This window comes from Spirosoma soli (assembly GCF_042684525.1).
In the GTDB taxonomy this organism is placed as follows: Bacteria; Bacteroidota; Bacteroidia; order Cytophagales; family Spirosomataceae; genus Spirosoma; species Spirosoma soli.
On sequence record NZ_JBHULN010000005.1, the window covers coordinates 41,272 to 53,470 of the forward strand.

Genomic DNA, 12,199 nt, shown 5'->3' on the forward strand with positions numbered 1-12,199 from the left:
GCGCTTTCGGTAACAAGTTACACACAGTAGCTCCCTGATCTGTATGCTAAAAAAATTGCTTTGTCTGCTTTTAGTTTGGTCAACCAGCATACATGCTCAATCGCTTCGCGTAGCCGTTGCGGCTAATGCTCAATTTGTGATGGAATCATTGAGCGACGCCTTTCAGAAACAAACTGGCGTCACGATCGAACCGATCGTTAGCTCGTCGGGCAAACTTACTACGCAGATTCAGCAGGGTGCTCCTTTCGACGTATTCCTGTCAGCGGACATGGACTATCCGAACGCATTACATAAACAAGGCCTAACCACAACAGCGCCCACGGTGTATGCTTACGGCTCGTTGGTTCTGTGGACTCTCGGCAACTTACCCATTTCGGCGGATTTGAAGGTGCTGCAAAATTCGGCGGTTCGCCATATTGCCATTGCCAACCCGGCCCTGGCCCCTTATGGCCAAGCGGCTATGTCACTCCTAAAATATCGTAACCTTGTGGAGACGACTAAAGCTAAACTGGTGTACGGTGAAAGCATATCGCAGGTAAACCAGTACATTTTATCCGGTGCCGCTGAGGTAGGCATCACGGCCAAATCGGTTGTGCTCGATCCAAGCTTAAAGCAACGGGGCCGCTGGGTCGATCTGCCTCCGCCAGGTTACTCGCCAATTGCCCAGGGCGTCGTTGTCTTGAAACGGTCGAGCCAGGCCAAAACGGCCCAGCAGTTCGTACAGTTTTTGCGTAGTTCAACCGCCCGACGTATCATTCAACAGTATGGGTATCGTTTCCCAACGTCTTAACGTTTTTATCCATGCCCATTGATTGGGAACCCCTCTGGCTAACGCTACGGCTGGCCAGCATCACCACTGTTTTTCTGCTCATTCTTGGGATTCCGTTAGCGAGTTGGCTAGCCCTCAGCCAATTTCGGCTTAAACCCATCATCGAAGCGCTGGTTAGTCTACCGCTGGTTCTCCCTCCTTCGGTAGTAGGATTTTATCTATTATTGACATTCAGTCCAACGAGCCGCTTAGGAGCGTGGCTTCTGCGTACGTTTGATCTGCAACTCGTCTTTTCCTTTGAAGGACTGGTTGTTGCTTCATTACTATATAGCTTGCCGTTCATGGTTCACCCGATTCAGGCTGGACTCGAAAATTTACCGGTGTCCTGGCGCGAAGCGGCCTACACGTTAGGTCAATCTCCAGCCCGAACCCTTTGGCGGGTTCTATTGCCAAACTGTAAACCAGCCTTGTTGACGGGTATTGTCCTGTCGTTTGCGCACACAATTGGCGAATTTGGCTTAGTGTTAATGATCGGTGGTAACCTACCGGGACAGACCAGAGTAGCATCCATTGCGATTTATGACGAGGTCGAATTGCTGCATTTCGAAACGGCCCATGCCTACGCTGCGCTGTTGCTGGGGGTATCGTTCGTTATCCTGTTGCTGGTCTACAGTATCAACAAACGCGTCACTGTATGATCTCTGCCGACCTGACATTGGCTCGTTTATTTGCCGAAGGCGCCGGTGAGTTACGCGTACAGTTTGAACTAGCAGCAGGCAGCCTCACCGCCTTGGTCGGCCCGTCTGGCTCAGGCAAAACAACGCTATTACGGCTACTGGCGGGATTAGAAACACCAAGTCAGGGTAAGATTACTGTAGACGTGGCTGTATGGCTGGATACAACGCGAGGCATCAACCAACAACCGCAGCAACGTTCGGTTGGCTACATCTTTCAGGATGCCGCCTTGTTCCCGAATTTAACAGTACGCGATAATATCTTGTTTGTCACCCCCAAAGGTCAGCAGGCACTAGCCGACAAACTCATTAAGGCTACAGGCCTAAGCTCTTTTGCCAATCAAAAGCCCAACACATTATCGGGTGGGCAACAGCAGCGGGTGGCGCTAGCGCGGGCGCTGGTTCGTCGGCCCAGCTTACTGCTACTCGACGAGCCGTTTGCGGGCTTAGACGATGAAGCGGCCAATCAACTACGGCAGGTGGTGCTGGAGTTGCATCAGGAATGGGGCACAACCACAGTTTTAGTAAGTCATTATGAGGCTGATGTACAGGCGCTGGCCGACCGAATTATTCGGCTTGAACAGGGGCATATTACAGCCGATACTCCTCGCCGGGAGCTATCCGTTCCTGCGTTAGAAAGAGAACGTATCAAACGAATTTATTTCGACGAGACCCAGCAACAATGGGTAATTGAAACGGCCAGTAGCCAATATCGTTCTACAGATCCTGCCTGGGCATTGTGGCGTGTGAACGATCTTGTACAGCTTACCCGGCTGCCAGGTTAAGGCAAAAGTTGTTAAATATGCTTTTTTTACATTAAGGCACTAATCAAAACCAGCCTTCAATTTAGTAATTTGAGTTACTTTACATATATACAAATTGGCACGAATTCGACGATTGTCTGTGTTAAGAAGACAATCACTTAATTACAAATATACTATGCAAGTGACAATTGAAGTGGAAGATAGCCTGATTGAAGCGCTGGGCTACGAGCGAGTCAAAGACCTGTTAAGCGATTCAGCGGCTCACCTGGAAATGAAAGTAGCCGCTCAAGAAATCCTTAAAGAATTCAGCGAAGAAGACCCTATGCATGATCCTGCCTGGCAAACGGCTCGTCAACAGGCCTGGGAACAGGAAAAACATAAATACTTATTCAAGACTGACGGATGATTTATGTTATTGACGCCAACGTATTGATGAGTGCACTGATCAGCGGCAAAGCGTTTTACAAAACGGTATTTAACACGTTTGATCTCATCACGCCAGATTTTGCCCTGATTGAAATTGAGAAGTACAAGCAAACGGTTGCAACAAAATCAAAGTTAAACGATGAGCAGATGCGACGTTTCACGTTTGACCTTTTCAGACGTCTCACAATTTTACCTAACTACTTTTTAACAACCGCTTCATTAACTGAAGCCGGAAGCCTGATCGGCGAGGCTGCCCCCAACGACATAAGCTATCTTGCTCTGGCCTTGCAAACAGATTCAGTTCTGCTAACCCGCGACCGGCCCATCTACGTTGCAGCTCGGCAAAAAGGATTCCGCAAAATCGTGATGTTTGACGACTTCCTTCGGGCGTACAACTGAATTAGTAAACCTTACACTTCCTCTGTTTGCAACTGCTTCTCGTACAGCTCACGGTACGCGCCATTCTTGGCGAACAGCTCCTCATGGGTGCCCTCCTCCACAATCTCGCCTTCATCCAGCATGATGATGTAATCCGCCAGCTTGGCCGACGAAACACGGTGCGAAATCACAACCGACGTCCGATCGGCCATGATGCGCCGGAGGTTATTCAGGATGATATTTTCGGTGTTGGTGTCTACCGCTGACAGACAATCGTCGAGAATCAGAATTTTCGGGTCACGGGCAATGGCTCGAGCAATGCTGAGCCGCTGCTTTTGTCCGCCCGACAACGTAACGCCCCGCTCGCCAACGCGTGTGTCGAATTGCTCCGGAAAGCCAACAACATTTTGGTAGAGATCGGCGTCACGAATCGCCTGTTCAACGCGTTCCTGTGGTAGTTCAGGCTTACCAAAGCGGACGTTGTTGCTAATTGTGTCGGAGAACAGAAAAACGTCCTGCGGCACGTAGCCCATTTGTTCGCGTAGCGAGGTCAGGTTGTAATCCTTAATGGGAATGCCGTCTACGCGAATTTCTCCAGACGTAACGTCGTACATCCGGGTCAGCAGGTTAGCCAGCGTGCTTTTGCCCGAGCCGGTCGTACCCAGAATGGCTACCGTTTCGCCCGCCCGAACGTGCATCGAGAAGTCTTTGATGGCAATGATACCCGAATCCGGATAAACGAACCGGACATTCTTAAATTCAATCTCGCCTTTAACTGTATGCTGTACGTTTTTCTGGGATACGATGTCGGTTTTGATGTTCAGAAACTCGTTAATCCGCTCCTGTGAGGCAGCCGCCCGTTGGGTTTGGCTCGTTGTCCAGCCCAGTGCCATCACTGGCCAGGTAAGCATGTTAACGTACAAAATGAATTCAGTGATGTTACCCGGCGTCAGTCGTCCGGCCAGAATTTCCTGGCCACCGACAAACACAACCAGCACATTGCTGAGCCCAACTAGAATAGCCACGATAGGAAAAAACAAGGAGTCGACCCGGGTCAGACTAAGCGATTTGTTGCGGTATTCGTCGCTTTCGACTTCAAACTTGGCCGCCGAATTGTTTTCCTGCACGAACGCTTTCAGCACTCGAATACCCGAGAAAGCCTCCTGCACATAAGTTGAAAGGCGAGATAAGCTCCGCTGAATTTCTTCGGACCGGCGAATGATGATGTTATTGACAATGTAAATCGCCACTGACAAAATCGGCAGGGGCAGCAACACGTACAGCGATAAGCGAGCGTTGATGCTTACCATGTACGTAATGACCAGAATGAATAGCACAATCAGGTTCAGGCCATACATAATGCTAGGCCCGATATACATTCTGACCTTACTAACATCTTCTGAAATTCGGGCCATCAGATCTCCCGTGTTATGTTGCCGGTAAAAGCTTAGCGGAAGGGTCTGGTAGTGATCGTAGATTTCATTCTTCAGATCATACTCAACGTGCCGGGACATCACAATGAGCGCTTGCCGAACCAGGAACAAGAAGAACCCTTTCAGCAGCGCCATCACCAGGGTGAGCACCCCAAACAGCAAGATACTGAACGCAAAGACGTCGTAGAGCGCCGACTGCAACGGCGACTTATCGTATAGGTAATAGATGTCGAGCGTTTCGCGGACCAGATCCAGGGCGTAACGGACCAACTGAGCCGGAAAAATGCCAAACAGATTGGAAATGACGGTAAAAACCGTCCCCCAAATCAGGTACCATTTATATTTAAGAAGGTATTTATTGAGGTAGGAAAGTGCTTTCACGGGCGGCCGAACAGCTTTTTATTGCTAACCGTACGCGTTGGCGAAAAGTTGCAGCTTCTCTTTTGCTGAACCAGGGAAGCCGTTACCATTTGCCGACCTCCCTTAGTCTGCAACCATTCATTATTTCTCCCACACCAGATTTGACAGCGAAAGAGCGGCTATGGCCACTAACGCCAGCCCCAATACGCCCGTGCCGAGCACAATGGCAGCCATCGCCCAGCCTTTGCCGCGGTAGCGATCCTTGTTACGCTTAATGGTTGTCACACTTGCAACGCCCAGTAAAATGGCTGCTAGTGGCAACGTAACGCTTAATACCCACATGGCCGTTCCCGTAGCCGCTAAGAGTAAGGGCGCATACGCCAGAACCGATAACCCCAGGGCAACTAATGCTAACGGGTGGGTTTTTCGGTTCGTGCTGTTCCGGTCGATGGTGTGCGTTCGGGGCGCTACGTGCGCTACCGGAATTTTGCTAAACCAGGTGTTGATACGTCGGGTCGGGTAGCTATCCGGATTACTATGCCGGGTTGAGTGCGTTGATGCCTGACTGGCCACCGCAGACATTTGCCTCACTGGAGCAGCCGGTTCAGCAACTTCTTTTAGCGCTGTGGGTTTATCCGTACGTAACGAAATTGGGCTGGCTTGATCGGGTAGCGTGTCGGCCGAAGCAGTAAGGTCGGCCAGAGCCGGTGCCTGATGGTGAGGAGCGTTTCGTTGTGGCTGGAAGTAAGCGTAGCGCGATGGGCCACAGCCCGATAGCAGAGCAAGCACGGAGGAGAGGGCAATGGCCAATGAACGGCCAAATTGCCAGCGAGCAAGGAACATAAAAGAGGAAGTACAGGTTAAGTCATACGGTTTCGATTGGGAAAAATACGCGGTATTCCGTACTTTTGCAACCAGTTCAGACAGTTCTTTTCTTTATCGGTAGATTTACTAGTTTTAGGCGGGATGCTCAATAGGCGACTACTCCGAATAAAGGTCATGCAGGCGTTATACGCGCTTCGGCAGGCCGAATTTTCCAACCAGCAATTAGCCCTCGATGGCATTGCAGATCTCTTCCAACCCGACCTTAACTCGATGTTGCCGCAAGACAAACGGCAGCTCGAAGGCTACCGAAAACTTGCCGGTCTTTTGTTTGAGGAGGCCATTAAAAACAATCAGCCCGCTCAGGACGAAGATGCTCCAACCAAGGTGTTGAAAGCCGCTAATGACGGGTACCTCTTTTATCAGATTCGCACGAAGAAAGACCGTCAGCACCTCGCTCAGATGCTCATCAAGCAGGTGAACAGCATTTACGATGATTATCTGCGGGTGTTGCTGCTAATGGTTGAGCTTGGTCATGCCGCTCGCATTGACCGGGAACGTCGGTACCGAGACGTCGACGAAACTCCGTTCCCATTCGAGTCTGATTTGAACGATAACAGCGTGGTTAAAGCACTGGCCGACCACCAGCCTCTTCGTAACGAAGCGGTTCGGCACGGCATCTCCTGGACTGAAGATCTTGGCTTTGTTCGTAAGGCCCTGCGTGAAGTGCTGAAAACGGACGAGACGTATCGGGCTTACTGCGAACAGAAAACGCATACGGCCGACGAAGATCAGGCCCTGGCACAATACGTGCTACGAACCTTGATATTCAAACACGAGATTATTCGGGGACACCTGGCCGAAATCGACCTGAGCTGGACCGAAAACAGTGAAGTAGTGCGTGGTTTGGCTATCCGAACCTTTAAATCGGCGCAGAGTGCTGCTGGTTTGCAACTCGAACCGTTGACCGACGACTGGGAAGAAGATGAGTTGTTTTTGAATACGTTATTTGAAAAATCGGTTGAGAATAATGTCGATTACGAACAGTTACTGGCTGACCAGCTTAAAAACTGGGATGTTGAACGCGTTGCAATACTCGACAAGATTATTTTGAAACTGGCTGTTTGCGAGCTGCTTAATTTCCCAAACATTCCAGTTAAAGTGACGATTAACGAATATATCGAACTCGCTAAAGCCTACAGTACGCCCAAAAGCGGTAAGTTTGTCAACGGAATACTAGACAACCTATCCGAAAAATTGCAAACATCGGGGCGTCTGCGCAAAAGCGGACGTGGTTTACTGGATAATAAATAAGAGTTATAAAGTCATCAAGTTGTAAGGTTGTAAAGCTGGATTAGCTACCCTTAGAACTCTCCTACTCTATAACTCTACAACTTTAGAACTTTAAAAAAATGAGCAGAATTGGCCGTGATTTAACCTTTTTGCTAGCCGGACTCGTTGCCGGTACTGTTGTTGGTTTGTTATATGCTCCCGACAAGGGAGAAATCACCCGCGACCGTTTGTCGTTTCGGTTATCGAAATACCGTGAGCAAATTCAGCAATTATTGACGGACCTAATCAATTCGTCGGAGTTGCCCGAAAACTTATCGAAAAATGAAGGGCAGCGAGTTGTTAATGACGCCCGCGAGAAGGCGGAACGACTCCTGGAAGATGTAGACCGCCTGATGGCACAGATTAAACAGCAAAACGCCTAATTTTCGTCGACACGTTTTTAATTAGCACGTTCCAAAAAAATAAGCAAGCGAACAGGAACGTGTTAATTAAAAACTGATATGCAAGAACAATGCGATTCAGAAATTGGCTTTTAGTTGTGGCCGCAACGGCCATGAGCTTTGCACAAATTAGCTGCGACAACCGGCAGCAGGGTGAAGCCTCGAAAGAAGTAGCTTCTGAAAAAATGCCTAAGATTACGTTCTCCGAAAAAGGCATTTATGATTTTGGCACGCTTACCGAAGGCGATACGGTCGAGCACGTGTTCGAGTTCACAAACACGGGACAGTTTCCGCTGATTATTAACAACATTACAGCTTCGTGCGGGTGCACCACGCCAGAATGGCCCCGCGAACCAGTTGCACCCGGAGCTAAATCGTCGGTTCGGGTGCGGTTCAACAGTCGAGGCAAAAGCGGAGAGCAAAACAAAACGATCACCATTTTCGCTAATACCGACCCGGCCATGACCGATCTGCAATTTAAGGCCCTGGTGCAACCCAAAGCTGATTCACCCAAAACGTCATAACCACTAACTCATGTATTCTATCCTGTTACAAGCCGCGACTGGCACACCCATGCTTTACAACGTGTTGCTATGGGTAGCCATCATAGGCGTCTTTTATTTTTTCATGATTCGGCCGCAACAGAAGAAGCAGAAGGATCAGAAAAATTTTGTCGACAACCTGAAAAAGGGCGACAACGTTGTGACCATCGGAGGTCTGCACGGCCGTGTGGCATCAGTAGAAGGCACCACCGTTACACTCGAAGTGGATCGGGGGGTTAAGATGACATTTGAGAAAACATCGATCTCCCGCGAAGCAACGGTTAAACCGGTTGAAGCTGAGAATAAGTAATTCGTGACCTGAGTAAAGTGCGTGTATTGGGTGAAGTCTATTGTACTTCCTACCCTCAATACACGCATTCCACGCTCTCCAACTACTCCACCCACTATTGTGATTTCCCCGCAAAACAGTCAGTCATTTCAGCCAACTAAAGCGCTGCTGTGTTTAGGTGCAGCAGCGCTTTTCTGGTTTCTGAACGCCCTGAACAAAACTGGTTATACGCTTAATGTTGAGTACCCAGTGCGGTTTGTGTATAACGACTCGCTCTTCATACCAACTTCGCCCCTTCCCCGCACAGTAACGGTCAACGTATCGAGCGATGGCTGGGGCTTGTTACGTCATTCATGGCTGCCATTTCGGGTTGAGCCGGTTGATTACGTTGTAAAGAATCCAATGCAGGCGTCGGTCATTAACACGTCGTCTCTGACGGCTGCGCTGGCTGAGCATGTCAAGAAACTACAGGTTAACTACGTTGTGGCCGATACGCTCGAAATGGATTTCGACCGTCGGATGACGAAGACGGTTCGCCTAATACCCGACAGCTTACATATTAATCTGGCTCCCCGTTTTGTTGTCTCCAGCATCATCAACCTTACGCCACGTACCATTCAGGTTGAAGGCCCGGCGCGACTTGTACGAGGGGTTCCGGATACGTTGGTGGTGAAAATTCCTCGTAAACGTATTGTCGATAACTATGACGAAGAGATTCCGTTAAATCACCTCCGTCATCCGCTACTTCGCACCAGCGCTGATCGCGTAGCTGTAAGCTTTGAAGTAGGGGAGTTATTATCTCCTCTGCCAGCGGCCTCCCAGCCTGAATCAACAACCTCCGCTAAATCAAACAAATCAGCCGCCCGCACCCGCCGATGAGTCAGCTCCCCACCAAAAGACCATTTCAGGTAGGCGTCACGGGCGGCATTGGTTCGGGCAAAAGCATAGTGTGCCGTATTTTCCAGGCCTTCGGCATTCCGGTTTACGTAGCCGATGAGCGCGCTAAGTGGCTCACCGAACACGACCCTATCCTGAAAGCAGACATCATTCGGGTACTAGGTCCGCAGGCGTATGATGCCGCTGGACATTATAACCGCGGTTGGGTAGCCTCGCAGGTGTTTACCGATCCGGCTTTGTTGAGCCAGCTCAATGGCGTCATTCATCCGCGGGTGATGGCCGACACCGCAGCCTGGGTAAACGAGAACGCGAATCAGCCGTATCTCATAAAAGAAGCGGCCATTATGAAAGCCGCCGGAGACAGTAACTCCCTTAACTGGGTGATCACCGTTCAGGCCCCCATCGACCTTCGTATCCGTCGCATCCGGCAGCGCGACCCTCACCGATCAGAAGCTGAGATCAAGAACATCATTGAGCGGCAGGTCAGCGATGCCGACCGAGTGGCGATTGCCGACTTCGTAGTTGAGAATAACGAAAGCCAGCTCCTATTACCCCAGGTAGTAGCATTACACGAGGCTTTTGTTAATTTTAACGTATGAAAAAAACTGTACTTACTCTTCTTACAGCCTGCACTGGAAGTTTTTTGCTGGGTGCTTTTATCAGCGCCCCCGATGATCCTAAAAAGCCGCTAACTGCGGATATGGCCGATGTAGCCGCCCGGCTGTTTGGCCTCGAGTTTTCCCCCGCCGAGCGAGATTCTATGCTCGACAACCTCAACGATTTTCGCACGGATTACGATGCTCTGCGCAAGATCGACTTGCCGAACGAGGTTTCCCCAGCCCTGTATTTTAATCCACTGCCAGCCGGGTTTAAGCTAGCGACGGGGCCCTCATCGTTTAAAGCATCGGTTGCGGCCAAAGTTACCTTGCCCACCAATCGCGACGAGCTGGCTTTTTATACCGTAGCGCAATTAGGCGAGCTCATCCGAACCCGGCAGATTTCATCCGTTGAGCTAACGCAGTTCTTCTTGAATCGGCTTAAAACATACAATCCAAAGCTACTGTGCGTGATTACACTCACAGAAGAGTTGGCCTTACAGCAGGCCAAGCAGGCTGATGCCGAGATAAAGGCCGGTAAGTACAGAGGCCCACTTCATGGAATTCCGTACGGTGCTAAAGATCTGTTGGCCAAGAAAGGCTACAAAACAACCTGGGGATCGGTGCCTTATAAAGACCAGACAATCAACTCTGACGCTACGGTCATTCAAAAGCTGGAAACAGCTGGTGCCGTCCTGTGCGCCAAAACGTCGGTGGGTGAGCTGGCCTGGGGCGATGTTTGGTTTGGCGGTATGACCCGCAACCCCTGGAAACCCGAAACTGGCTCCAGCGGCTCGTCGGCCGGGACCGCTTCGGCCGTATCAGCCGGTTTGTTACCCTTTGGTATAGGCACCGAAACACTCGGCTCTATTGTGTCGCCTTCAACCATTTGTGGCACTACAGGTTTACGTCCCACGTTTGGCCGTGTAAGCCGACATGGCGCCATGGCCTTAAGCTGGAGCATGGACAAGATTGGTCCCATTACGCGCTCGGTTGAAGATTGCGCCCTGGTGTTCAACGCCATCTATGGTCCTGATGGGAACGACTTAACCGTTATGGCTGCGCCGTTCCGGTATGCACCCATGGCATCGCTCAAAGGCATGCGGATCGGATACGTTAAGAAAGCATTCGACAGTAACTACCCGACCAAAGCAAACGACTCCCTGACTTTACAAACCCTTCGTAAGCTGGGGGCCGAACTCGTACCGTTTGATTTACCAACGGGCGTTCCGGCTAACCGAATTTCGTTTGTGCTAGGTGTTGAAGCCGCTGCCTCGTTCGACGAACTGACCCGCTCAGGTCGCGATGATCAAATGGTTCGGCAGATCAAGAATGCATGGCCGAATGAATTCCGCTCATCGCGTTTTGTCCCGGCCGTAGAGTACGTACAAGCCAATCGTGCCCGCACCAAACTGATTAACGAGATGAACAAGCAGCTTAAAGACGCCAAGATTGACGTTTACGTAAGCCCAACTTACGCCGGAGGTAATTTGACGCTGACGAACCTGACGGGTAATCCCTGCGTAGTGTTGCCCAATGGATTTAACAAGCAGAACACGCCGAGCAGCATTACATTTATGGGTCAATTGTTCGAAGAAGGCAAAGTGCTGGCGGTTGCTAAAGCCTATCAGGACGCTACCGAATGGCACAAAAAACACCCAAATCTTAAGTAAGTAAATTCAAGAACATCAGGCCAAACGGCTCCCCAATGTGCTTTTCAACATAGCGTATCGGAGAGCCGTTACCCGTTTTTAGACAAACTTTCTTTATGAGTTAGGGTTAAATAAATGGATGTAAACAACAAAACGTTATGAAACAAGTATTGATGATAGTCGGATTACTATCCGTAATTTATGGTTGTGCCCCCCGTGTTACCGTTGATAGTAACAGCAATATTGATTTCAATAAATACAAGACGTTTGCCTGGATGGACTCCGACGTGAAGGCTGGGCAAAATCCGTTGTACTATAATCAGCTGGCAACCGAGAGCGTTGAAAACACCATGGGTAGGGTGTTAAGCGAAAAGGGATTGAAAGAAGTGAAGTCGAAGCCGGACCTCATTGTAGGCTACCACTTCTTTGTAGAAGACAAAACCCGAACGGTAGCGACGCCCAACTCAGCGTTCTACGGGCCATACGCAGGCTGGGGACGGTGGGGCTACGGTGGCTGGGGACCTGGCTGGTGGGGCTGGGGTGGCCAGCAATACACGCAGGAACAGTATCAGGCCGGTACGCTTGTAGTAGACATGGTCGATGCCCGTACCCGCAAATTGGTATGGCGAGGTTCGGTTCAGAACGCCGTTGCTGATCCTGCCCGGATTGCAGCTCAGTTAACCAAAGAAGCGGAACGTATCGCCGAGAAATTTCCGGAACGAAAGAGTTAATTAGCAGTTATGTCTTAACGCAAAGAGCCCCAATGTAACCTAGGTTACATTGGGGCTCTTTGCGTTAAGACCT

Annotated in this window: 15 protein-coding genes; 13 read left to right on the plus strand and 2 right to left on the minus strand. The window is 50.1% G+C overall.

The features are described 5' to 3' along the window. Positions 1 to 43: 43 nt before the first annotated feature. The 5 genes from modA to ACFSUS_RS09680 all read left to right on the plus strand — a co-directional run bounded on the left by modA (position 44) and on the right by ACFSUS_RS09680 (position 3,092). Positions 44 to 790, plus strand: a complete 747-nt coding sequence (gene modA, locus ACFSUS_RS09660) for a molybdate ABC transporter substrate-binding protein (RefSeq protein WP_381521972.1) — start codon at positions 44 to 46, stop codon at positions 788 to 790. 11 nt (positions 791 to 801) lie between these two features. Further along, positions 802 to 1,467: a molybdate ABC transporter permease subunit gene (gene modB / locus ACFSUS_RS09665; RefSeq protein ID WP_381521973.1), complete on the plus strand. Its 666-nt coding sequence runs from the start codon at positions 802 to 804 to the stop codon at positions 1,465 to 1,467. After that, positions 1,464 to 2,288: a sulfate/molybdate ABC transporter ATP-binding protein gene (locus ACFSUS_RS09670; RefSeq protein WP_381521975.1), complete on the plus strand. Its 825-nt coding sequence runs from the start codon at positions 1,464 to 1,466 to the stop codon at positions 2,286 to 2,288. The genes modB and ACFSUS_RS09670 overlap by 4 nt, the downstream gene beginning before the upstream one ends. A gap of 154 nt (positions 2,289 to 2,442) precedes the next feature. Further along, positions 2,443 to 2,673 carry a hypothetical protein gene (locus tag ACFSUS_RS09675; protein WP_381521977.1) on the plus strand — a complete coding sequence of 77 codons (231 nt, stop codon included), beginning with the start codon at positions 2,443 to 2,445 and terminating at the stop codon, positions 2,671 to 2,673. Beyond that, positions 2,670 to 3,092 (plus strand): PIN domain-containing protein, encoded by a 423-nt coding sequence (locus tag ACFSUS_RS09680; RefSeq protein WP_381521979.1) that lies wholly within the window; start codon positions 2,670 to 2,672, stop codon positions 3,090 to 3,092. The genes ACFSUS_RS09675 and ACFSUS_RS09680 overlap by 4 nt, the downstream gene beginning before the upstream one ends. A gap of 11 nt (positions 3,093 to 3,103) precedes the next feature. On the opposite strand, the gene ACFSUS_RS09685 is transcribed toward ACFSUS_RS09680, so the two are convergent. Together ACFSUS_RS09685 and ACFSUS_RS09690 are read right to left on the minus strand one after the other, a co-directional pair. Then, a complete protein-coding gene (locus ACFSUS_RS09685; protein ID WP_381521981.1) occupies positions 3,104 to 4,885 on the minus strand; it encodes an ABC transporter ATP-binding protein in 1,782 nt (593 codons plus the stop codon). 120 nt (positions 4,886 to 5,005) lie between these two features. Next, positions 5,006 to 5,707, minus strand: a complete 702-nt coding sequence (locus tag ACFSUS_RS09690) for a DUF4190 domain-containing protein (RefSeq protein ID WP_381521983.1) — start codon at positions 5,705 to 5,707, stop codon at positions 5,006 to 5,008. Positions 5,708 to 5,863: 156 nt separating this feature from the next. Here ACFSUS_RS09690 and nusB point away from each other — a divergent pair, with 156 nt between their 5' ends. From nusB to ACFSUS_RS09730, 8 genes are all read left to right on the plus strand, one after another. Beyond that, a complete protein-coding gene (nusB, locus tag ACFSUS_RS09695; protein ID WP_381521985.1) occupies positions 5,864 to 7,000 on the plus strand; it encodes a transcription antitermination factor NusB in 1,137 nt (378 codons plus the stop codon). A 98-nt stretch (positions 7,001 to 7,098) separates the two neighbouring features. Beyond that, the gene (locus ACFSUS_RS09700) at positions 7,099 to 7,401 is read left to right on the plus strand and encodes a YtxH domain-containing protein (RefSeq protein ID WP_381521987.1); all 303 of its coding nucleotides are present in this window, start codon (positions 7,099 to 7,101) and stop codon (positions 7,399 to 7,401) included. Positions 7,402 to 7,490: 89 nt separating this feature from the next. Continuing rightward, positions 7,491 to 7,943, plus strand: coding sequence for a DUF1573 domain-containing protein (locus ACFSUS_RS09705; RefSeq protein WP_381521989.1), 453 nt, complete (start codon positions 7,491 to 7,493; stop codon positions 7,941 to 7,943). 10 nt (positions 7,944 to 7,953) lie between these two features. Further along, positions 7,954 to 8,271: a preprotein translocase subunit YajC gene (yajC, locus tag ACFSUS_RS09710; RefSeq protein WP_381521991.1), complete on the plus strand. Its 318-nt coding sequence runs from the start codon at positions 7,954 to 7,956 to the stop codon at positions 8,269 to 8,271. Between the two features lie 99 nt (positions 8,272 to 8,370). Continuing rightward, positions 8,371 to 9,129: a YbbR-like domain-containing protein gene (locus ACFSUS_RS09715; protein ID WP_381521993.1), complete on the plus strand. Its 759-nt coding sequence runs from the start codon at positions 8,371 to 8,373 to the stop codon at positions 9,127 to 9,129. Continuing rightward, positions 9,126 to 9,746 (plus strand): dephospho-CoA kinase, encoded by a 621-nt coding sequence (coaE, locus tag ACFSUS_RS09720; protein WP_381521995.1) that lies wholly within the window; start codon positions 9,126 to 9,128, stop codon positions 9,744 to 9,746. The genes ACFSUS_RS09715 and coaE overlap by 4 nt, the downstream gene beginning before the upstream one ends. Then, positions 9,743 to 11,416 carry an amidase gene (locus tag ACFSUS_RS09725; RefSeq protein WP_381521997.1) on the plus strand — a complete coding sequence of 558 codons (1,674 nt, stop codon included), beginning with the start codon at positions 9,743 to 9,745 and terminating at the stop codon, positions 11,414 to 11,416. Before coaE ends, ACFSUS_RS09725 begins: the two co-directional genes overlap by 4 nt. A gap of 137 nt (positions 11,417 to 11,553) precedes the next feature. Next, positions 11,554 to 12,126, plus strand: a complete 573-nt coding sequence (locus tag ACFSUS_RS09730) for a DUF4136 domain-containing protein (protein ID WP_381521999.1) — start codon at positions 11,554 to 11,556, stop codon at positions 12,124 to 12,126. Positions 12,127 to 12,199 lie beyond the last annotated feature (73 nt).